Genomic DNA, 21,236 nt, shown 5'->3' with positions numbered 1-21,236 from the left:
GTCAGAACGTCTAAAATATGCCAAATTTAAAAGCTCACTATTTTAACCTAAAAAATTTAGCGGTCGTTATCACTTCTCTCCTATTTTTTGGTTGTGCAAGCATGCAAACTCCACAAGGTGGCCCAAAAGACACTACACCTCCAAAGGTTTTGAGCATGACTCCAAAAAATCAGACACGTAATTTTAATGCTAAAAAAATTGTGATCGAATTTGATGAATATTTTAAACTGAATAATGAAGTTAAAGAGTTTACAATTTCACCTGATCAGGAACGACCACCGATTTTAAAAGTTCGTTCAAAAAGATTAGAAATCACGCTTCAGGATTCTCTTGAAAAAAATACCACTTATACCTTAAATTTTGGAAAAGCGATAGCGGATATAAATGAAAGTAACACCATCAAAAATCTTTCCTATGTTTTTTCTACCGGTAATGAAATTGATTCATTATCCATAAGTGGAAAGGTTACAAATTCATTAACTGATGAACTTGAAAAAGAAGTCACAGTATTTATTTTTCCGGTAGAACGAGATACACTATTTGGAAAAAAAAGACCATCAATTTATACACTTACAGATAGTTCCGGAAATTATCAATTGAATAACCTTCGTCAGGGTTTATACAAAGTTTATGCACTTAAAGAAAGCGCTGGCGGAGGAGATAAAATATATCAGCAAATATCAGATGAGATTGGCTTTATAAAAGATCCTGTTAATATTGATAAAAATCTGGAAAACATTAATTTGCAGGTATTTAAAGAACTTGCATCCGAATTTAGAGTGTTAGACAGGAAGTTAAGTAATGATGGCATCATTACCATCATATTTAACCAGCAACTTAAAAATCCGAAATTAACCGTTACAGATCCACCATCAGTTGATGTAGGTAAATATGTTCACTTTAATAAAACAAATGATACTGCGAAGGTTTGGCTTAACGACTTAAGTTTTGATTCAGTAAAAGTAGCTATCCAGGATGAAGGGAAGGTTTTACAAACCCTAAATTTTACCAGAGGTAAAAAAGATACCTATGTACGCGACCTGACCATTACCGATAATGCCGGGGGTGGAAAGCTAAATCCATATCAAACTTATACCTTAACTTTTCCTTTTCCCATTACCGCTGCAGATGCTTCTAAAATAACTTTATTGGAAGATTCAGTGAAAAGAACCACTTTTCAATTGGTAAAAGACAGTACTGATTTTCTGAAATATTATATTCGATATCCCTGGAAAAATAAGAGGTCATACGATTTGAAATTCGCAGCAGGTGCATTTACAGCAATATTCAATGCTAAAAATAAAGAGGTTAATAAGAGTTTTAAACTTGAAACTGCTGATAGTTATGGTACTTTATCATTAAGAGTTGAGGTACCGGATACCACAAAAAACTATATAGTTCAATTTATAGATGAAAAGAAGAATGTGATTAAGTCATCCGTTTTAACAAAAAATTCAACTATTATTTTTGCCAATTATCCAGCTGGAAAGTATTTCGTTAGAGTTGTTTACGATGAAAATAAAAATGGTATTTGGGATACCGGTAACGTAAAAGCAGGTACACAGCCAGAAAAAATATGGTATTCTACAAGTGAAATGTCTTTAAGAGCAAACTGGGAAAGAGAAGAAAAGTTAGTAATACCTAAGGCTCCAGCCCCTTAAAGGGAAGTAAAAATCTAATGAATAAATATTCTTATTGTAAACCATAGAAAGGAAGTCTTCTTAGGGAGTTTGGGGGCTAAACCACCCTGAGTACATAATATAATTATCCGGTAATTTATTTAATAAAGCTCGTTGCTCATCAGTAATGGGCTTTATTTTTTTTGCAGGTGTACCAGCATAAAGATACCCAGTTTCACAAATGGTATTTTCCAATACCACTGAGCCAGCGGCAATAATGCAGTATTGCTCTACAACCGCGTGGTCCATTACAATTGCTCCCATTCCAATCAGAACATGATCTTCCACAGTGCAACCATGAACAATCGCATTATGACCAACTGAAACTCTGTTACCAATATGTGTTGATGCTTTTAAATAGGTAGCGTGAATTACAGCTCCATCCTGGATGTTGGATTCATTTCCAATTGTAATCGCATTTACATCGCCTCTAATAACCGCATTAAACCAAACTGAACAATTATTACCCATTACGACATTACCTACAATAGTGGCGTTCTCTGCAATGAAATTATTTTCTCCTATTTCAGGGTATTTATTTTTTACTGGAAGTATTAAAGGCATAACATTATTTTACGTCATCCTGAATTAATTTCAGGGTCTTTTAAGTATTGTTTATTTGGTATGTTAGATGCTGAAATAAATTTACTTCGTAGCTTTCGCTTTGCTACAGGTCAGCACGGTGGTACTATTTAAAATACCGTATCAATTAGTTCATTTGCATGATCAGGATAATCAGTAGTAAAATGTAAACCTCTGCTTTCTTTTCTTTGCATCGCCGATTTAATAACCAAATAAGCGGTTTGAATCACATTTCTTAACTCACATAGCTTGACTGAAACTTTATTCTTTTTATAAAATTCTTCAGTTTCCTGATAAATTAAAAACAACCTGCGATATGCTCTTTCCAAACGAAAATCAGAACGTACTATTCCTACATAATCACCCATTACTTTTTGTAATTCCCTAAGATTATGAGTTACCAAAACATCTTCATTACTTTGGGTCACGCCTTGCGAATCCCACTCAGGTATATGATCGGGTATGATATTGTTTTTAAAATTTTCTACTGCATCCTGATAAATGCGATGGGCGAAAACAGTAGCTTCCAACAATGAATTAGAAGCCAAACGATTGGCTCCATGTAAGCCTGTTGATGAACATTCTCCACATGCATAAAGGTTTTTAATAGAAGAACGGCCATATTCATCAACCAAAATTCCCCCACACATATAATGAGATGCTGGCGTAACTGGTATATAATCTTTAGTCATATCAATACCTATAGACAAACATTTAGCATATATATTAGGAAAGTGTTTTAGAATATCAGCTTTCGTTCGCATGGTAATATCCAGATAAACAAAATCATCTCCCGATTTTTTCATTTCATTATCGACAGCACGTGCTACAATATCTCGTGGAGCTAAAGATTTCCGCTCATCATATTCATGCATAAATTCTTCTCCATTTTTACGCCGAAGTACTCCTCCAAAACCTCTAACTGCTTCAGAAATTAAGAATGACGGGTACTCTCCGGGATGATATAAAGCGGTTGGATGAAACTGAATAAACTCCATGTTCCTCACTTTTCCTTTTGCGCGATAAACCATTGCCATACCATCACCCGTAGCAATAACCGGGTTTGTTGTTGCAGAATATACATGTCCGGCACCTCCCGAAGCCATTACAGTCACATTTGCCACAATTTTTTCCACATCGTTAAGCTCTGTGTTAAAGGCATATATACCATAACAGTTAATATCTTCGGTACGTTTATCAACAAATTTACCAAGGTGATGCTGAGTGATTAACTCCAGTGCGAAGTAGTGTGTTAATATCTCTATGTCTGGGTTCTCATGAATTTCCTTTAAAAGCACCCTTTCAATTTCATATCCGGTGATGTCTTTATAGTGCAAAACGCGATGTTCAGAATGACCTCCTTCTTTCGCTAAATCATAAAAACCTGAGTTATCTTTATCGAAATTTATACCATAATCAATGATCTCCTGAATACGCTGGGGCCCCTCTTTTACAACAATTTCCACAATTTTTTCATCGCATAATCCATCGCCTGCAATCAATGTATCCTGAATATGTTTTTCAAAAGAATCATCTTTATCAACAACAACTGCAACGCCACCCTGCGCATATTTTGTATTGGATTCATCCTCGTTTGATTTGGTCACAATTAAGACCTTACCAAACTTTGCGGCCTTAAGTGCAAAACTCAAACCTGCTATACCTGAACCAATTACCAGAAAATCTACTTTTCTCATCAACTAAAACCTTTACTTTATCAACGATGTTAATAACTATAGAACAACTGTTAGCATAATGTAGAAATTAGACTAACAAATAAATTTGAATGTTTAAAGCTACTCTAAAAAGACAATTTGCCACAATCTTTTAAGCAATTTTTAAGCACCTTTGTACAAGTAATTAACTTTTTGCTCACTTATAAACAATTAACATTCCAATATTGATAAAATTTAATCCGTTTTTCGATAGTGCTGAAAATCAATCTTATCATATTATAAAAATGTAATCTAAATGTTAGTAAACGATTAACAACTTATTTGAAAGAATATTTTTTTGAAACTTGCCAACAATACTAACACACTAATAAACAAACAAAGATTTATTTAAATAAAATACTTATTAATTATTGAGACGTGGAAAGCTTTATCTTTGACCAACGTCTAAATTCAAAAAGGAAAATTGATAATGAACATCGATGTCTTAGAAGAAATTAATAAAAAAGGATTCGTAGAGGAAGAAATAGATCCAACACTGGACCTTTTTGTTGAAATTGAAAAATTAAAGAAAGAAAAAAATGCGATTATACTGGCGCATTATTACCAAGAACCTGATATTCAGGATATAGCAGATTATATTGGCGATAGTTTAGGCTTATCACAGGAAGCTGCAAAAACTGATGCAGATGTAATTGTATTTGCTGGCGTACACTTCATGGCTGAAACAGCAAAGATTTTATCACCTTCAAAAAAGGTTTTATTGCCCGATGTAAAGGCTGGTTGCTCTTTAGCGGATAGTTGTCCGCCACATTTGTTTAAAAAGTTTAAGGAAAAATATCCTGATCATTTAGTGATCACTTATGTGAATTGTACAGCTGAACTAAAAGCCTTGAGCGATATTGTTTGTACTTCAACAAATGCCGTTCAAATTGTGGAGAGCTTACCTAAAGATCAAAAAATAATCTTTGGTCCTGATAGAAACTTAGGTGCTTATGTAGCGAAGAAAACGGGTAGAGATTTGGTACTTTGGAATGGTGCCTGTATGGTTCATGAAATATTTTCTCAGGAGAAAATTACCAAATTGAAAGAACGACATCCTCATGCAAAGTTTATTGCCCATCCTGAGTGTGAAGAAGTGGTTTTAAAAATGGCCGATTATATCGGATCTACTACAGGACTTTTGAAATATACCATTTCTAATCCGGCAACTGAATTTATTGTGGCTACTGAAAGCGGAATTATCCACCAGATGGAAAAGGCCAATCCAACTAAAACTTTTATTCCTGCGCCACCAAATAATAGTTGTGCATGTAACGATTGTCCTTACATGAAAAGAAATACTTTAGAAAAACTATATTTATGCATTAAAAATGGTTTGCCTGAAGTAACTGTTACTGAGCACATTATTGAACAAGCCCGTAAACCAATTCAGCGCATGCTTGATATTTCTGCAGAATTGGGATTGTAAAAAATTGCCACGGAAGCACAGATTTTACACGGAATAAATTAGTTTCCGTAGTTTCTGGGCTTCTCTGGCTAAAAAAGGAAATTAATGAAAAACAACATCCTAAAAAATTATTCTGGCTTGTTATGGCTTTTGGCAGGGATTACTGTTGGAAGTATTGTTGGATTAATTTTTGGAAAAAAAGTTGAAAGTATAAAACCTTTGGGAGATATATTTTTAAACTTGTTGTTTACGGCGGTTATTCCGTTGGTATTTTTTGCAGTTTCTTCGGCCATTGCCAATATAGACCGGTCTAAGAAATTGGGTAAACTATTAACCATAATGGTTTTGGTTTTTCTTGCCACGATATTAATTTCTGCAATTTTAACCTTGTTGGCAACCTGGCTATTTCCGATTCATCAGGCATTAGGCAATAATCCAATTCCTACCGAAACAGAAAAAATACAATCCTTTGGAGAACAAATGACACAACTCTTAACCGTTGGAGAATTTTTTGAAATAGGAAGTAGAAAAAACATGCTTGCGCTCATTATTTTTTCTGTATTGGTTGGCTTTTCTACTTTATATTCTGGAAAAGAAGGCGATGGATTTAAGAATTTTCTGGTATCTGGCAATGAGGTAATGAAAAAACTTATCATTTTGATTATGAAATTAGGACCTATTGGTTTAGGTGCTTATTTTGCTTATCAGGTTGGTGTTTTCGGTCCGCAATTGTTCGGTACCTATGCAAAAGCGCTAGGTTTATATTATGGGATTGGTGCGTTTTATTTCATTGTATTTTTTACCTTATACGCTTTTATTGCTGGAGGTTTTAAAGCAATAAAGGTTTTTTGGAAAAATAATATTGTACCATCATTAACCTCCATTGGTACTTGTAGTAGCATTGCAACTATTCCGGCTAATTTAGAGGGAGCTACAAAAATGGGGGTTCCTGCATATATCGCTAATGTGACCATTCCATTGGGTTCAACGCTTCATAAAGATGGTTCAAGTATCAGTTCCATTATTAAGATAGCAGTTGTATTTGCTATTTTTGGAAAAGATTTAGCCCATGTTGATACGATTGTTTTGGCTTTAGGAATTACTGTTTTGGTTAGTATAGTAGAAGGTGGAATACCAAATGGTGGTTATATTGGAGAATTGTTGATGATTTCAGCCTATCAGTTACCACCAGAAGCTTTACCGCCAGCAATGATTATCGGAACATTGGTAGATCCAATGGCTACTTTATTAAATGCGACCGGAGATAATGTTGCGGCAATGTTGATTGCCAGGTTTACGGAAGGTAAGAATTGGATGGAGAGTAAAGGATTGTTATCCTGAGGAAAGATACTTAACGTATCGACCACAAAACTTTGGTTTGGCGTTTTATCGGTTAGAGATTTATTTCGTAGCTGCTTTGTGGTCTTCACTGCGTTCAGAATGATATTTAATTTAAAAAAAATCGGGGGCTTCGCCCCTACTACAACATATGTTTGAAAATAAAGAACGTACAGATATTAATGAATTAGGGGAGTTTGGATTGATCAAACACTTAACCACTAATTTTAAAATTAAAAATGATTTTTCGGTAAAAGGGGTTGGCGACGATGCCGCTGTTTTAGATAGCAAAGGAAAGCAAACCCTAATTTCGACAGATTTATTATTGGAAGGAATTCACTTTGATCTGGCCTATGTCCCGCTGATGCATTTAGGCTATAAAGCGGTACAAGTTAACTTGAGTGATATTTATGCAATGAATGGAAAAGCAAGCCAGATCACAGTATCACTGGGTTTATCGAGCAAATTCCCATTAGAGGCCGTTGAAGAAATTTATAAAGGAATAGAACTCGCTTGCAATAAGTACAACATTGATTTAATTGGTGGTGATACTTCGGCAAGTAAGCAAGGCTTGGTTATCAGTATTACCAGTATAGGCTATGCTGATGCAGAAAGTGTAACCTACAGAAACGGTGCTCAGGAACATGATTTGCTTTGTGTTTCCGGCGATTTAGGTGGCGCTTATGTCGGACTTCAAATTCTCGAAAGAGAGAAACTGATTTATCTTGAAAACCCTCAGATTCAACCTGATTTAGAAGGTAAGGATTATATCATTGAAAGACAATTGAAACCGGAAGCCCGTATGGATATTGTGGCACTTTTGGATGAAATGGGAATTAAACCCACTTCAATGATTGATGTTTCAGATGGTTTGGCTTCAGAAATTTTACACCTGGCGACTGAAAGTGATAAAGGAATTACGATTTACGAAGAGAAAATTCCTTTAGATCCGATGACTTATGAAACTGCCCGGGAATTGGGCTTAGATCCAACAGTTTGTGCTTTAAGTGGTGGTGAGGATTATGAATTGTTATTCACGATCAGCCAGGAAGATTATAAGAAACTGAAACATGATGTGGATATTACTGTGATTGGGCATGTTACCGATAAAAATTCCGGATGCAAAATGGTTTCGAAATCGAATAATGTACACGAATTAAAAGCACAGGGTTGGAATGCTTTTAAGAAGTAAATACACATACTCATTGTTGCCTTAACCAAAAAGCAATGACGGCAGTCTGCTAACCACATACTAAAGGTTTAAGATAAACTTTAGTGAAACTCCCGTCATTGCGAACTGAAGAAAAGGTATGTGCGTTGGAGTGAAGCAATCTTTTCAATACTGCAATTGGGATTTCAACGGCAAAACAGATTGCTTCGTAGGCTGAAAGGCCTTCTCGACTGTATTCTGAGGGCCTGTGCTGAAGGTTTAAGATAAATATTTCCTTACCGGTAGGTGTCACACCTACCGAAACGCAGTCTTACTCCTCATCCAGATACTTCAAATCAATTTGTTTGGTTGCTTTGGCTCCAAGTCGTTTAATTTTCTCAGACGTATTGGTTAAATTTCCGGAACCTACCGATAATTTATTGAGTGCTTTATCATAAGCATCCTGACCATTTTTGAGATGCCTGCCAATATTTTCCATGTCGGCAATAAAACCTACAAACTTATCGTACATGCTACCGCTTAAGCGGGCAATTTCCATTACATTTCTATTTTGTCTTTCTTGTTTCCACATACTGGCAATGGTGCGCAAGGTTGCAAGCAAAGTAGAAGGACTCACAATGACTACCCTTCTATCCCATGCAAAATTGAACAATTCGGCATCCTTTTGAACCGCAATACTGAAAGAAGATTCTATCGGAACAAAGAGCAATACGAAATCAGGAGAGTTGATTTTATATAAATCGTGATAATTTTTTGAAGACAGCTCCTGAATATGATTTTTAATCGAAGCCAAATGAGCTTTTATAAAGCCATCACGCTCTTCATCAGTCTCGGCCGATACAGAACGTTCATAAGCAACTAACGATACCTTAGCGTCGACAACAAGATGTTTATCATCCGGCAAATCGATTACCACATCCGGTTGGTAGCGACCGCCTTCGGCGGATATTAGCGAAGCCTGAATGCGATATTCCTGATCCCGGACTAAACCAGAACGTTCTAAAACCTTTTCTAAAATGACTTCGCCCCAATTTCCCTGTTTCTTACTATCGCCTTTTAAAGCTTTTGTCAGGTTGTTGGCATCTTCCTGAATTTGCTTACTTTGATCCATCAATAAAGAAATGACACCCTTTAAAGTGTTCCGCTCATCAGATTCAGCCTTGTAAACTTTTTCTACCTTATCTTCAAAAGCTTTAATATTTTCTTTTAAGGGATTTAAAATGATATCCAGGTTTGTTCTGTTTTGCTCAATAAATTTAGTTGATTTTTCTTCTAAAATTTTATTGGCAATGAGCTCAAAATCTTTATTCAATTTTTCCTGCGATTGCTCAAAACTTGCTTTTTGATCCGCTAATTTTTCCTTTTCAGCCAGGTAAAAAGAGCGGGTGCTTTCCAATTCTCTATTGGCATCAGCCAGGCGATCGCGTTCGGCTTGCAACTCTTCAATCAGGCGCTGCTGTTCTTGTTTAAGTAAAATGGTAATGTGCTCTTTCTCAGTAGCCAGATTAGAAACCCGCTCATCTGCTTTTGCTAAGCTAATTTTTAAAGTATCATTTTCTGCTTTGGTCTTTTCAAAATCCTCCATCGAAATTAAGGATATAGATGATTGAGGTTTTTTAAAGAAAAGTAAAACCAAAACCAATAAAATAATAAAAAGAAGCCCGATTGCAGCAATTTCCATAATGATAAAAAATTTAGTAAAAATCGAAATTTAAAACAGAATTACCAAAATATTTTGCAAATTGATTTAGAAGTTAGCCGCAGATTAGCAAATTATTGGTTTTGACTTTTAATAATATTAAACAGGTTAAGGTTAATTAGATTTTTTAATCTGCGGCATATTGTATTCGATTTAGAAGTTAGCCGCAGATTAGCAGATTATTGATTTTAAAGAATAAATATCAAACTCAGATTAAAAGCGTAATTACATTTCAATCTGCGAATCTGCAGCATATTTTTTATATGTTAAGTGATCAAAATTCTTTATCATTGGGTTTTAAATATTAATAATGAATGAATTAACAATTCTCATTTCCTGTCCAGATCAGGTAGGGTTGGTGACCAACATTACCCGGATTCTTGCAGCTCATCAATTAAATATTATCGCAATGCGTGAATTTGTAGATGAAGCCAATAAAGCTTTTTTTACACGCATTGCCTGTACAGGAGAATTAAAGGATACCAATTTACTGGAAGAAAAATTACTGGAAACTTTACCCGATGCAGCTGAGGTAAATGTAATTACGCGAAAAGAAAAACAAATTGCAGTATTGGTTACAAAAGAATATCATTGTTTAGCAGAAATTTTAATTAAAAATCAGTTTAAAACGCTTGGTGCAAATGTTCAATGTGTAATTGGTAATTATGAATCGCTTCGCAATTTTAGCGAAAAGCTGGGAATTCCTTATTTTTTCGTAGATCATAATAATAAAGAAAAGGCGCAATTTGAAGCTGAAATTAAGGAAATACTGAACCATTTTGATTTGGATTATCTGGTGCTCGCCAAATTCATGAGAATTCTTTCTGCCGATTTTGTTAAAGATTATGCAGGAAAAGTGATTAATATACACCATTCATTTTTGCCTGCTTTTATTGGTGCCAATCCTTACAAACAAGCGTTTGAACGTGGTGTAAAAATTATAGGAGCTACGGCTCATTTCGTTACTGATCATTTAGATGAAGGTCCGATCATAACTCAGCATACCACCCATATCGACCATAATTTTAGTGTGAAAGATATGGTTAGGGCAGGAAAGGAAATTGAGAAAAAAGTATTATTGGAGGCATTGGAACTTATTTTTGAAGATCGTGTTTTTGTTAGTGGAAATAAAACCGTTATCTTTAAATAACACACAAATTTCTTCTTTATGAAACCTTTATTTGCCCTTCTTGTGTTTTTCTCACTTGGAGTAAAAGCACAAAGCGATTTAAAATTCAATCAGCGATTGCTTGATTGCGAAGATAAATGGATTGCAGTACCAGCCGGCGACTCCATAAACTACTATTATGGCTTTGTTTATCTGGATAATTCTGCTGGTTTAACATTTAACCTGGAAGGAACGTTCAGCATAGATATTTCGTCACACTATCTGGCAAGAAAAGAAAAAAATAAAATGATCAGGTTGAGAGGACCGAGCACGGTTTTAGCCGCAATAATCCCAAGCAACAGACTTACAGAAATAGGTGTAAGTGAAAAACCTGATTGGCTTGCCTTATACAGAACGGATGATTTAAATGTAGACAGACTGTTCAGATTAGGAAGCATGTATAATGCGTGGGGAGATACAAAAAAAGCTTTAACCTATCTCAATAAGGTTAAGAAGATAGATCGGAAATACCCGGGTTTAAATAAGGAATATTACTATGCATACAATGGCGAAAAAAGGCAGACTTTGACCGAATTTTATTTATACGAAGCGATTTCTGATCTCTCTGCTGCCCGGCAAACCAATTGCGAGTTGTACAAATCACTCGTTTTTAAACAAACCAACTCAAACCAGCTTAAACAGGCTGAAGAAATGTATTATTATGCCCTGAAAGAATGTATTGATGAAACAGCGAAAGCAGATATGGCATATAATATCGCATTCCAATATTATAAATTAATGAACAAGGATAAATTAAAACATTGGGAAAATGAAGTGAAGAGGTGGATTGTACCTAATGAAAGTTATGCAGAAAAAGTTCAAAAAATGATCGCAACACTCAATTAAATACCTGATTTTATAACCAGATTAGCTAAATCTTCTCCTGTTTGTGAACCAATGGCTACGCCCATGCCGTTGCATCTTGTCGCGCAGAAAACATTTTCTTCCACTTCTGCTATAAAGGGCTCAAGTTGTTTTCCAAAAGCCATAATTCCACTCCATCTCAAATCAATTTCGAAGTTCTGATTGGGTAATATTATCGTTCGCAGCAAATTTTCCAAAGCCAGCTGAACTGATTCCGTTTGTCCGAATTGAGTGGTTTCTTCAGCTTTGAAATCAATGTTTCTTCCTCCACCTAATAAAACCCGATTGTTAATATTTCTAAAATAGTAATAACCTTTATCATAGTGAAAAGTGCCTTTAACTTTTAAACCTGAAATTGGTTTGGTAATTAATACTTGTCCTCTTCCCGGCGATAATTCAATGGATGGGATTAATGTTTTGATAAAGGCATTTGTGGCAACAATTAATTTCCTGCATTTGAATTTCCCTTGTTTCGAAGAAACGACTTTCATATTTTCTTCCTGGTCAATATTATCCACTTCACAGTTGCTAAAAATTGAAATTCCTAAATGTTGGGCATATTTCATTAAAGAAAACATCATTTTTCCAGTATCAATCTGTGCTTCGTATTGATTTGAAATCATGTTGCGCACACCCGAAAATCCAAATGAAGCAATCTTATCATTATCTAGATAAAATGCACGCTTGCCAATAATATCTTTAATCAGATAGTTAAAATGTTCAATTTTCGATACACATAAGCTTGCCAAATCTTTTTCATCATTTTTAAATAATTCGTGGCCACCCAGAGGCTGATAGTCAATTGTTTTATCGCCTAATAAATGGCGAAGTTTTAATAGTCCTTTCCAGCGCTTTTCTATGATGTATTTTAAACCATCAGTTGTTGTATTTTTCTCTTGTTCAATAAGTTCAGAAATGCTGCCAAAGCAAGCAAAACCAGCATTTTTAGTGCTTGCACCTGAGGGCAGAAAACCACCTTCAAGTATGGCAATCTTCAAATTAGGAGATACGTTTTTTAGATGAATGGCAGCGTTTAAGCCTACAATTCCACTCCCTATTACAATGATATCGAAGTTAAAAAATGTAGACTTTTCCCAGTAAGAAATATTATTTAACATATGATAAATGTAATATTATTTCAACTGAAAATAATATAGGAACGCTTTTTGATATAGTGATAAATGAAAAACATACAAAAAAGAAATGGGAGTTTATTTAGCATTAATCATCCCGGTATTGTTGTTGAGCATGTTTGTACAGTGGCGTTTTAGAAACAAATTTTCTAGATATGCCGAAATGCAACTCAGCTCAGGTTTATCGGGCAAAGAGGTAGCCGAAAGAATGCTACATGATAACGGAATATACGACGTGAAAGTGATGAGTACCGAAGGACAATTAACAGATCATTACAATCCAACAGATAGAACCGTAAATTTAAGTACAGATGTTTATTACAGCAGAAGTGTTGCAGCAGCAGCAGTAGCCGCTCATGAATGTGGTCATGCGGTTCAACATGCAAAATCTTATACCTGGCTTAACCTTCGTAGTACGATGGTGCCGGTGGTAAGTATATCATCGAATTTGCTGCAATGGGTATTGCTGATTGGAGTGATGTTACTGGTTTTTTCAGTAACGCCAATTGTGTTAGCGATAGGAGTTGTTGGTTTGGCTCTGGTAACGGTTTTTAGTATAATTACCCTTCCGGTTGAGTTTGATGCCAGTAACAGAGCCTTAACCTGGTTGAAGAATAATCAGGGTGTAATGCAAACACGAGAGGAAAACATTCAGGCTAAAGATGCACTTTGGTGGGCAGCCATGACGTATGTAGTTGCCGCTGTAGGTGCTTTGGCCAACTTACTTTATTATGCATCAATGCTTTTTGGCAGAGGCAGAGATTAAGATCTAACTATGAAAAACGAAAAGCGGCAGAGGATTTCCTGGCCGCTTTTGTTTTTAAAGGGTTCTCGTCATTATGAACTGAAGAAGTAGCAAGTGCATTGGAGTGAAGCAATCTTTTCTATCAAATAATGAGTAGTGACGACCTGTCTTAGAAAATTCATTAACTCGATACCATTATTTTGGCCGACTTAAGGAGTATCCCAACCTTAATTTCTTAATTCATTAGTGGTAATTCCTATAATTCCCCCATCAATTGCAAAAATAAAAGATTGCTTCACTGTTCCTCCTCGAAATAACGGGTATGAGTTTTGAAGTTTTATCGGATGGTGCATTGAGTAAACTTTGGCAGTTTAATCCATGGCTTGTACTTTCCGGAAAGTCAAGCTATTCCAAAAATAAATTCAAAAATTGAAATTAATTTAACTTGTAAGGAGCAATAAGCTGAAACTCTGGAATATCGACATCAAATTCTGAATCGTCCATTAAACGTTTCATGAGATAAGTTCCCCTCATATTACCCATATCGGTTTTGAGGTTGCAGCCAGAAACATAAACATGCGTTTCGCCCGGTTGAATAATTGGTTGTAAGCCAACAACACCCTCTCCTTCTACTTCCCTGCGGCTACTGTTTGAATCAAAAATGAACCATTGGCGACGCATCAGCTGAACAGCATAATCAGAAAGATTGGAAATTTCTACGCGGTAAGCAAACATGAAATGTTCATTAACCGGATTTGAATATTCTGGTTGGTAAACTGTTTCTACTGAAACTTTAACTCCGTCTGTAATTGCTGTAACCATGATCTGTAACGAATGTAAAAAAAAACATTTCAAAAATCAAGCCATTACTTTAGTGGCATCATAGTTTGCAAATTTTTCTGCCACTTCTTCCAAAATGCTGTAAATGTTGTTAATATCTGGTTCGGCCACTAAACGCATACGATAAGGTTTAAAATCAGGCAAACCTTTAAAATAGTTTGCGTAATGCCTGCGCATTTCAAAAATCCCTGTTTTCGGCCCTTTCCATTCCAACGATTTATCCAGATGTGTACGGCAAACATTAATTCTTTCTTCTATTGTAGGGCCTGGCAGGTGTTCGCCAGTTTGGAAAAAATGCTTTACTTCACGAAAAATCCATGGGTAACCAATAGCCGCCCGGCCAATCATGATACCATCAACCTCATACTCCATACGCCAGTTTGCAGCTTTTTCAGGACTATCAACATCGCCGTTTCCAAAAATCGGAATTTTAATTCTTGGATTGCGCTTAATCTCCCGAATGAGGGTCCAATCGGCTTCGCCTTTATATAATTGCGCCCGGGTACGGCCGTGAATGGTTAAGGCCTGAATGCCAACATCCTGAAGCCGCTCGGCAACTTCATAAACATTTTTGGTATTATCATCCCAACCTAAACGCGTTTTAACAGTAACAGGCAGGTGCGATGCTTTAACAACAGCTTCAGTCATTTTAACCATTTTATCAATATCCTGAAGCAAACTGGAACCGGCTCCCTTGCAAACCACGTTTTTTACCGGGCAACCATAGTTAATGTCAACCAGGTCTGGTCCGGCAGCAGATGCAATTTCCGATGCCTCCCGCATGTGATCGATATCGCCACCAAAAATCTGGATGCCTATAGGCCTTTCATATTCGAAAATATCAAGCTTTTGTCTGCTTTTAGCAGCATCACGAATCAAACCCTCAGATGAAATAAATTCGGTGTACATTAAATCCGCACCATTTTGTTTACATACATAACGAAATGGCGGATCGCTCACATCTTCCATTGGCGCAAGCAATAATGGGAACTTACCTAAATCTATATTTCCTATCTTTACAGACATTCTCTATCTTCAACAATTAATAAAAACATACAAAGGTACAAATAATGAATTTTGTAACACCTCACAAGGAGGAAATCAATCCTTTCTTACAATTACTTTTACTTTTATTTTACGCAATAGCCGGCGGATTGATATTTGGTGTTCTAGCCGTCGTAATTGTTCTGATGATATATGGTTTAGGAATGGTAAGCAATTTGGATTTGCTTTTAGCTGGAGATCCAAAATATATTGATGGACTTAAGATCATTCAGATTTTAAGTTCCATAGGAACTTTTATTTTACCTCCTATGGCATTGGCTTTAACCGAACGAAAAAAAGTTTCTGAATTTTACAGTTTTAAAAAACCTCAGTTTCTCTTAATCATTCTTGTATTATCAATCATGATTGTTTCAATGCCTTTTATGGAATGGACCGTTTTATTAAATCAAAAAATGGTTCTTCCTGATTTTTTGAAGGCGGTTGAAGAATGGATGAAAGAGAAAGAGGAAATTGCGATGAAAATGACCATTCGACTTATTACCGTTAGAAGTAATTTCGATTTTGTGGTAAACTTAATTATGATTGCTGTTTTACCGGCAATAGGCGAAGAACTCATGTTTCGTGGAGGTGTTCAACGTTCTTTAAACAAAGCATTTAATAATCCTCATTTGGCTATTTGGTTATCAGCAATAATTTTTAGTGCTATCCATGTTCAGTTTTATGGCTTTATACCCCGCATGCTTTTAGGTGCTGGTTTTGGATATCTGTACTACTTTAGTGGCAGCATTTGGTATGCCATGTTTGCACACTTTTTAAATAATGCTTATGCCGTTTGCGCTGCTTTTTACATGCAGAAACATAACATGCCATTAGATAAGGCAGATGAACCAATTGGTTTTCCTTGGCATGGCTATTTAATTAGTGCAATAATTACCATAGCTTTGTTTAAATTTTTTAAAGATAGCGCAGAACGTGAGCGAAAATTGGATTAAAGTATATACCACAAGAGATGCCTTTGCTGCAGAGATTTTAAAGCAAGGATTAACAGAAGCCGGAATACCAGCGGTTACTTTGAATAAGCAGTTATCGGCTTATAACATTGGCGAAATTAATGTTTTGGTAAACAAATCAGATTTCGATAAAGCCATTGAATATATTGTTCAAAATGAAATTGACTAAGGATCGAAATTACCTTACACCTTTTTACCCCAAACCTTAAATGAAAACCAGGGCAATAACCGCTTTCTTTTTTACCATTGTAATGCTAGGCTCTATTTTTTTAGGGAGCTATACCTTTAGCGTGTTTTACCTCGTTTTAAGTGTTTTATCATTATTTGAATTCTACAAATTGATCAAAAACTCAGGTATTCGTCCACATCGAAATATTGGGTTAATTGCCGGGGCTTTAATATTTTTAATGGCGGCGGGCTTACATTATCTGAAATATGATGTGAAATACCTATTGCTTTGCATCCCACTTATATTTTCCGTTTTTATAAGCGAACTGTATAAAAAGAACAAAATCCCATTCGCTAATATCTCTTATACATTTGTTGGTTTTGTATATGTAACCATTCCATTTTGCTTTTTCCATGCACTGGGTTTTTTAAAAGATTGGAATGAATATAATTTTCATTTTCCGCTGGCTTTTTTGTTGATGCTTTGGGCGAATGACACAGGTGCTTATCTTTTCGGAGTGAAGTATGGGAAACGCAAGCTATTTGAACGCCACTCGCCAAAGAAAAGCTGGGAAGGTTTTTTTGGTGGCATGTTCACCAGCGTTTTAGTGGGTTTTGCTTTGTCCTTTATTTTTACCGAAAGTCATGCCTGGGTTTGGGCAGGAATGGCCGTTTTAATTGCCAGTTTTGGTACACTTGGCGATTTGGTGGAATCAATGCTTAAACGCAGTTTAGATACAAAAGATAGTGGTGGTTTGTTGCCTGGCCACGGTGGCTTGCTTGATCGTTTTGATGGCTTATTATTGGCCGCACCAGTTGTTTATGCTTATTTGTATTTGATTTTGTATTAAAGTGAATCGGGATAAAGGGTTTCCCGCAGATCAAGCCGATCTTCTCAGATATTGTTTACCTTTAGGACCCCACCTGTGTAGGGATGACAGCAATGATTATGGCATGAAAACATTTATGCCCACAAAATGGGCGCAGAAGGAAAAGACAAATGAGTTTACGAATAACCCAATTTGATAATTACCCTCCCTTGCTTGAAGCCGAAATCACGTAATAATCTCTTTCAACCCTAAAATCTGCATTGCTATTAATCTGTTCAGTTTTTTTGATCACTTCCTGAACATCAAAACCAGCTGAAGATAAAAGCATCTTTAATTCTTCGGGCTCATACAGTGTAAAGCCATATTTAGTGAAAGGCAGTTTTTCCATGAAACTTTTATCAGCAAAACACAAAACGAATGTTCCTTTTGGTTTTAAAACACGTTTAATTTCTTGAAGGTATTCCAAAGGATTTTTCCAGAAATAAATGGTGTTTACCGTAAATATTTTGTCGAATTGCTCTGTAATAAAGGGTAAAATCGAACCATCAACAAGATGAAACAATGCAGAGCCACCTCTTCCAACGAATTTGGAATTTAGCTTATTTGCCTGCTCAATCATTGTTTTAGAAATATCAACACCAAAATAAATGAGGTTTTTTTCTTTACCTAAGAAATATTCCAAATGAGCACCATTTCCAGGGCCTATTTCTAAAACATAATCATTGAATTGCAGGTTCAAATTGTCAATCGCAGAATGTATCATTCCGCTATTATTGATATTCATCGCTTCTCCGGTTTTAATACCGTGTTCACCTTCGGGGTGGCTTAATTGTTTGGCAATGTTTTTTAAATCTTCTTCTGAATGTTGATGCTCCATAAACTCAAAGCTAAAGGTTTATGAGGAATGATTTTTACATATTTTCCACCAAAAGTTACCTGGTTATTTAATTACCTGAATAGGTTTTTTATTTTCATCAATGGCAACAAAAGTAAAGTCGCCGTGTACGGCCAGTTCTCTGCCCTCAGCGTACATCTGTTCGATATAAATCTCTACATTAACTTTTAAACTGGTATTTCCCACATGTTTAACCTTTCCAATTAATTCCACAATGGTTCCAGCAGGGATTGGCTTTTTAAAATCGATTCTATCACTGCTTACGGTTACCATAATCTGGCGGCTAAAACGGGTTGCGGTAATAAAAGCCACTTCATCCATTAAATGCATGGCGGTTCCACCGAAAAGGGTATCGTAATGATTTGTTGTATTGGGGAATACCGCTTTAAAAATGCTGGTTTTTGAGTATTCAATTCTTTCTTCTAACGTCATGATTGGGTTTTATAATAATGTAGCCACGAAAACACAGAGGTGCACGGAATCTTTTTAATTCCATTTCTTCCGTGGTTTCCGGGTTTTCGTGGCAAAAATATTAATTTATCTGCGGCTCAGCTGCTAAAACGTTTTCAGTTTTACGCATTTCCTTTGCGGCTTCAACCATTTCAATCAAAGCTTTTTTGGTTTCATCCCAGCCACGGGTTTTTAATCCGCAATCCGGATTGACCCAAAGCTGTTCTGATGGAATAACGGCTTTTGCTTTTTTAAGCAGGTAAATCATTTCTTCCCGCTTCGGAACCCTTGGCGAATGGATATCATAAACTCCGGGACCTATTTCGTTTGGATATTTAAAATCGGCAAAAGCATCAAGTAATTCCATTTGCGACCGGGATGTTTCAATCGTTATAACGTCGGCATCCATATCGGCGATATGCTGAATGATATCGTTAAATTCGGAATAACACATGTGTGTGTGAATCTGTGTTTCATCTTTTACGCCACTGGCAGAAATACGGAAAGCTTTAACCGCCCAATCCAGATAACTTTGCCAGTTGGCTTTGCGTAATGGCAAGCCTTCTCTTATGGCAGGCTCATCAATCTGAATGATTTTAATACCAGCACTTTCTAAATCACAAACCTCATCCCGAATGGCTAACGCAATTTGTGTGCAGGTTTCTGATCTCGGCTGATCATTCCGAACAAAAGACCACTGCAAAATGGTAACCGGTCCGGTTAACATGCCCTTCATATATTTTGAAGTTAATGATTGAGCATAGCTTGTCCATTTTACGGTCATTGGCTTTGGCCGTGAAACATCGCCAAATATAATAGGAGGTTTAACGCAACGGGAACCATAACTCTGTACCCATCCGTTTTTGGAAAAAGCAAACCCATCCAGCTGTTCTCCGAAATACTCAACCATATCATTCCGTTCAAATTCACCATGAACCAAAACATCAAGATCGATTTCCTCCTGCCATTTTACAGCTTTAGCGGTTTCATCAGCAATCAAAGTATTGTATTCATCTTCAGTAAAAGTTCCGTTTTTGAATTTAGCTCTCCAGCTTCTTACCTCAGTCGTTTGTGGAAATGAACCAATTGTGGTGGTTGCATATTTGGGTAAATTTAATGCCTGTTGTTTTATTTTTCGTGATGAAAAAGAACTTTGGCGATTCGCATCTTCGCTTTTCAGGTTTGCAATACGTGCTTTAACTTCAGGGTTATGAATTAATTTGGATGTTTTCCTGTTGCTTATGGCCTTCTTATTGTCTTCAAGTTTTTGCAGTGTAGATGCCGGGCTTTCATTGGTGATTAGTTTTTTAAGGCTTACCACTTCTGCAATTTTTTGTTTTGCATAAGCCAGCCACTGTTTTACTTCGGCCGTTAAATTTTTTTCGTCGGTTTCATTGTCTAAATCAACCGGAACATGAATTAATGAGCAGGATGGAGCAATCCACACCCGTTCTTGTCCTAATTTTTCAACGGCCTGATTAATCGTTTCAATCGATTTTTCGAAATCATTTTTCCAGATGTTTCTTCCATCAACCAGACCCAGAGAAAGAATGGTTTTATCGTTAATTTTAGCTAAGACCGCTGTTAGCTGATCTTCAGCACGAACCAAATCAACATGAAGCACATGAACCGGCAATGAGCTGGCCAAGTTTAAGTTATGACCCAAACCCTCAAAATAAGTAGCTAAAACCAACTTTATCCGCGGGAAAGCTTTTCTAATTTCTTTATAAGCATATTCATAAGCCTTCTGCTCTTTTTCAGTTAAATCTAAGGCTAAGAAAGGCTCATCAAACTGTACGTATTCTACATCCAGGGCATCCAATCGGCTTAAAATATCAAGATACACCGGAAGCAGATTTTTAATAAGATCGATTTTTTCAAAACCAGCTTCTTTTTCTTTTCCCAGCAGTAGATAAGAAACAGGCCCGATTAAAACAGGTTTGGTTATGATTCCTAATTGTTTAGCCTCATAAAACTCGTCAATAATTTTGGTTGAGAATAACTTAAAAGGCTGGTCTTTGTAAAATTCAGGAACAATGTAATGATAATTTGTATCAAACCACTTCGTCATTTCCATGGCAACAATATCCAAACCATCTTTTTGATAACCTCTTGCCATTGCAAAATACAGATCGAGTTCAGCATTTCCTTGCCTTAAAATTACCTCGTTATACCTTTTTGGTATTGCGCCAAAAGCTAAAGAATGATCCAATACCTGATCATAAAAAGAGAAGTCGTTAGAAGGGATCATATCAATCCCTGCCTCTTTTTGAAGTTTCCAGTTTTCGTGGCGGATATTTCTCCCCACCTGCAGTACATTTTTGTACCCAGTTTTACCTGCCCAGTAATTTTCGCAGATTTTCTTTAATTCCCGGTGGCTACCAATTCGCGGATAGCCCAGATTTTGCGTTAGCATTTCTTTTAAAGATTAAGTGAATAAATCGTTTAAAAGCTCTTAAAGCAATATTTTGTAATGATTTCTTTTAAAGCAAAAAGGAAAGGTTGGGGCACAAAAAATCTACTGATCAGCCAAAGG

General features: G+C 36.2%; 19 protein-coding genes. 10 read left to right on the top strand and 9 right to left on the bottom strand.

What is annotated here, in order from left to right; genetic code table 11:
• Positions 1 to 17: 17 nt before the first annotated feature.
• A complete protein-coding gene (locus DU508_RS06260) occupies positions 18 to 1,661 on the top strand; it encodes an Ig-like domain-containing protein (protein WP_115401990.1) in 1,644 nt (547 codons plus the stop codon).
• A gap of 60 nt (positions 1,662 to 1,721) precedes the next feature.
• Here DU508_RS06260 and DU508_RS06255 read toward each other — a convergent pair whose 3' ends face one another.
• Positions 1,722 to 2,243, bottom strand: a complete 522-nt coding sequence (locus DU508_RS06255; RefSeq protein ID WP_115401989.1) for a gamma carbonic anhydrase family protein — start codon at positions 2,241 to 2,243, stop codon at positions 1,722 to 1,724.
• Between the two features lie 128 nt (positions 2,244 to 2,371).
• Positions 2,372 to 3,958: an L-aspartate oxidase gene (gene nadB / locus DU508_RS06250; RefSeq protein ID WP_115401988.1), complete on the bottom strand. Its 1,587-nt coding sequence runs from the start codon at positions 3,956 to 3,958 to the stop codon at positions 2,372 to 2,374.
• Positions 3,959 to 4,406: 448 nt separating this feature from the next.
• On the opposite strand from nadB, the gene nadA reads away from it, so the two are divergent.
• From nadA to thiL, 3 genes are all read left to right on the top strand, one after another.
• The gene (gene nadA, locus DU508_RS06245; RefSeq protein ID WP_115401987.1) at positions 4,407 to 5,405 is read left to right on the top strand and encodes a quinolinate synthase NadA; all 999 of its coding nucleotides are present in this window, start codon (positions 4,407 to 4,409) and stop codon (positions 5,403 to 5,405) included.
• A gap of 84 nt (positions 5,406 to 5,489) precedes the next feature.
• A complete protein-coding gene (locus DU508_RS06240; protein WP_115401986.1) occupies positions 5,490 to 6,725 on the top strand; it encodes a dicarboxylate/amino acid:cation symporter in 1,236 nt (411 codons plus the stop codon).
• Positions 6,726 to 6,873: 148 nt separating this feature from the next.
• Positions 6,874 to 7,914 (top strand): thiamine-phosphate kinase, encoded by a 1,041-nt coding sequence (gene thiL, locus DU508_RS06235; RefSeq protein ID WP_115401985.1) that lies wholly within the window; start codon positions 6,874 to 6,876, stop codon positions 7,912 to 7,914.
• Between the two features lie 289 nt (positions 7,915 to 8,203).
• Here thiL and DU508_RS06230 read toward each other — a convergent pair whose 3' ends face one another.
• Entirely contained in the window at positions 8,204 to 9,574 is a 1,371-nt protein-coding gene (locus DU508_RS06230; protein ID WP_115401984.1) for a DNA recombination protein RmuC, read from the bottom strand.
• 328 nt (positions 9,575 to 9,902) lie between these two features.
• On the opposite strand from DU508_RS06230, the gene purU reads away from it, so the two are divergent.
• Together purU and DU508_RS06220 are read left to right on the top strand one after the other, a co-directional pair.
• Positions 9,903 to 10,742 carry a formyltetrahydrofolate deformylase gene (gene purU / locus DU508_RS06225; RefSeq protein WP_115401983.1) on the top strand — a complete coding sequence of 280 codons (840 nt, stop codon included), beginning with the start codon at positions 9,903 to 9,905 and terminating at the stop codon, positions 10,740 to 10,742.
• A gap of 18 nt (positions 10,743 to 10,760) precedes the next feature.
• Positions 10,761 to 11,606: a hypothetical protein gene (locus DU508_RS06220; protein ID WP_115401982.1), complete on the top strand. Its 846-nt coding sequence runs from the start codon at positions 10,761 to 10,763 to the stop codon at positions 11,604 to 11,606.
• On the opposite strand, the gene DU508_RS06215 is transcribed toward DU508_RS06220, so the two are convergent.
• Positions 11,603 to 12,742 (bottom strand): NAD(P)/FAD-dependent oxidoreductase, encoded by a 1,140-nt coding sequence (locus DU508_RS06215; protein WP_115401981.1) that lies wholly within the window; start codon positions 12,740 to 12,742, stop codon positions 11,603 to 11,605. The genes DU508_RS06220 and DU508_RS06215 overlap by 4 nt on opposite strands.
• Before the next feature lie 85 nt (positions 12,743 to 12,827).
• Here DU508_RS06215 and DU508_RS06210 point away from each other — a divergent pair, with 85 nt between their 5' ends.
• Positions 12,828 to 13,523, top strand: a complete 696-nt coding sequence (locus DU508_RS06210) for a zinc metallopeptidase (RefSeq protein ID WP_115401980.1) — start codon at positions 12,828 to 12,830, stop codon at positions 13,521 to 13,523.
• A 414-nt stretch (positions 13,524 to 13,937) separates the two neighbouring features.
• On the opposite strand, the gene apaG is transcribed toward DU508_RS06210, so the two are convergent.
• Together apaG and dusB are read right to left on the bottom strand one after the other, a co-directional pair.
• Positions 13,938 to 14,324 carry a Co2+/Mg2+ efflux protein ApaG gene (gene apaG / locus DU508_RS06205; protein WP_115401979.1) on the bottom strand — a complete coding sequence of 129 codons (387 nt, stop codon included), beginning with the start codon at positions 14,322 to 14,324 and terminating at the stop codon, positions 13,938 to 13,940.
• 36 nt (positions 14,325 to 14,360) lie between these two features.
• Positions 14,361 to 15,368 carry a tRNA dihydrouridine synthase DusB gene (gene dusB / locus DU508_RS06200; protein WP_115401978.1) on the bottom strand — a complete coding sequence of 336 codons (1,008 nt, stop codon included), beginning with the start codon at positions 15,366 to 15,368 and terminating at the stop codon, positions 14,361 to 14,363.
• A 44-nt stretch (positions 15,369 to 15,412) separates the two neighbouring features.
• Here dusB and DU508_RS06195 point away from each other — a divergent pair, with 44 nt between their 5' ends.
• The 3 genes from DU508_RS06195 to DU508_RS06185 are packed head-to-tail and all read left to right on the top strand — an operon-like array spanning position 15,413 to position 17,376.
• Complete coding sequence (locus tag DU508_RS06195) at positions 15,413 to 16,339, top strand: CPBP family intramembrane glutamic endopeptidase (RefSeq protein WP_115401977.1); 927 nt, start codon at positions 15,413 to 15,415, stop codon at positions 16,337 to 16,339.
• Positions 16,320 to 16,526, top strand: a complete 207-nt coding sequence (locus DU508_RS06190) for a putative signal transducing protein (RefSeq protein ID WP_158542130.1) — start codon at positions 16,320 to 16,322, stop codon at positions 16,524 to 16,526. The genes DU508_RS06195 and DU508_RS06190 overlap by 20 nt, the downstream gene beginning before the upstream one ends.
• Before the next feature lie 40 nt (positions 16,527 to 16,566).
• Positions 16,567 to 17,376 (top strand): phosphatidate cytidylyltransferase, encoded by an 810-nt coding sequence (locus DU508_RS06185; RefSeq protein WP_115401975.1) that lies wholly within the window; start codon positions 16,567 to 16,569, stop codon positions 17,374 to 17,376.
• A gap of 178 nt (positions 17,377 to 17,554) precedes the next feature.
• Here the strand turns inward: DU508_RS06185 and DU508_RS06180 are convergent, their stop codons facing one another.
• The 3 genes from DU508_RS06180 to metE all read right to left on the bottom strand — a co-directional run bounded on the left by DU508_RS06180 (position 17,555) and on the right by metE (position 21,116).
• Positions 17,555 to 18,232 carry a class I SAM-dependent methyltransferase gene (locus DU508_RS06180; protein WP_115401974.1) on the bottom strand — a complete coding sequence of 226 codons (678 nt, stop codon included), beginning with the start codon at positions 18,230 to 18,232 and terminating at the stop codon, positions 17,555 to 17,557.
• A 63-nt stretch (positions 18,233 to 18,295) separates the two neighbouring features.
• A complete protein-coding gene (locus tag DU508_RS06175; protein WP_115401973.1) occupies positions 18,296 to 18,682 on the bottom strand; it encodes an acyl-CoA thioesterase in 387 nt (128 codons plus the stop codon).
• A 100-nt stretch (positions 18,683 to 18,782) separates the two neighbouring features.
• Positions 18,783 to 21,116 (bottom strand): 5-methyltetrahydropteroyltriglutamate--homocysteine S-methyltransferase, encoded by a 2,334-nt coding sequence (gene metE / locus DU508_RS06170; RefSeq protein WP_115401972.1) that lies wholly within the window; start codon positions 21,114 to 21,116, stop codon positions 18,783 to 18,785.
• Between the last annotated feature and the right edge of the window lie 120 nt (positions 21,117 to 21,236).

Origin of the sequence: Pedobacter chinensis (genome assembly GCF_003339865.1) — a bacterium.
Lineage (GTDB): Bacteria > Bacteroidota > Bacteroidia > Sphingobacteriales > Sphingobacteriaceae > Pedobacter > Pedobacter chinensis.
The sequence above is the reverse complement of the archived record's forward strand: the minus strand, read 5'-3'. Positions and strand labels throughout refer to the sequence as shown.

Excerpts from the sequence above, each read along its gene's own strand:
- DU508_RS06260 (WP_115401990.1), top strand. The coding sequence starts at position 18 with ATGCCAAATTTAAAAGCTCACTATTTTAACCTAAAAAATTTAGCGGTC.
- DU508_RS06255 (WP_115401989.1), bottom strand. The coding sequence starts at position 2,243 with ATGCCTTTAATACTTCCAGTAAAAAATAAATACCCTGAAATAGGAGAA.
- nadB (WP_115401988.1), bottom strand. The coding sequence starts at position 3,958 with ATGAGAAAAGTAGATTTTCTGGTAATTGGTTCAGGTATAGCAGGTTTG.
- nadA (WP_115401987.1), top strand. The coding sequence starts at position 4,407 with ATGAACATCGATGTCTTAGAAGAAATTAATAAAAAAGGATTCGTAGAG.
- DU508_RS06240 (WP_115401986.1), top strand. The coding sequence starts at position 5,490 with ATGAAAAACAACATCCTAAAAAATTATTCTGGCTTGTTATGGCTTTTG.
- thiL (WP_115401985.1), top strand. The coding sequence starts at position 6,874 with ATGTTTGAAAATAAAGAACGTACAGATATTAATGAATTAGGGGAGTTT.
- DU508_RS06230 (WP_115401984.1), bottom strand. The coding sequence starts at position 9,574 with ATGGAAATTGCTGCAATCGGGCTTCTTTTTATTATTTTATTGGTTTTG.
- purU (WP_115401983.1), top strand. The coding sequence starts at position 9,903 with ATGAATGAATTAACAATTCTCATTTCCTGTCCAGATCAGGTAGGGTTG.
- DU508_RS06220 (WP_115401982.1), top strand. The coding sequence starts at position 10,761 with ATGAAACCTTTATTTGCCCTTCTTGTGTTTTTCTCACTTGGAGTAAAA.
- DU508_RS06215 (WP_115401981.1), bottom strand. The coding sequence starts at position 12,742 with ATGTTAAATAATATTTCTTACTGGGAAAAGTCTACATTTTTTAACTTC.
- DU508_RS06210 (WP_115401980.1), top strand. The coding sequence starts at position 12,828 with ATGGGAGTTTATTTAGCATTAATCATCCCGGTATTGTTGTTGAGCATG.
- apaG (WP_115401979.1), bottom strand. The coding sequence starts at position 14,324 with ATGGTTACAGCAATTACAGACGGAGTTAAAGTTTCAGTAGAAACAGTT.
- dusB (WP_115401978.1), bottom strand. The coding sequence starts at position 15,368 with ATGTCTGTAAAGATAGGAAATATAGATTTAGGTAAGTTCCCATTATTG.
- DU508_RS06195 (WP_115401977.1), top strand. The coding sequence starts at position 15,413 with ATGAATTTTGTAACACCTCACAAGGAGGAAATCAATCCTTTCTTACAA.
- DU508_RS06185 (WP_115401975.1), top strand. The coding sequence starts at position 16,567 with ATGAAAACCAGGGCAATAACCGCTTTCTTTTTTACCATTGTAATGCTA.
- DU508_RS06180 (WP_115401974.1), bottom strand. The coding sequence starts at position 18,232 with ATGGAGCATCAACATTCAGAAGAAGATTTAAAAAACATTGCCAAACAA.
- DU508_RS06175 (WP_115401973.1), bottom strand. The coding sequence starts at position 18,682 with ATGACGTTAGAAGAAAGAATTGAATACTCAAAAACCAGCATTTTTAAA.
- metE (WP_115401972.1), bottom strand. The coding sequence starts at position 21,116 with ATGCTAACGCAAAATCTGGGCTATCCGCGAATTGGTAGCCACCGGGAA.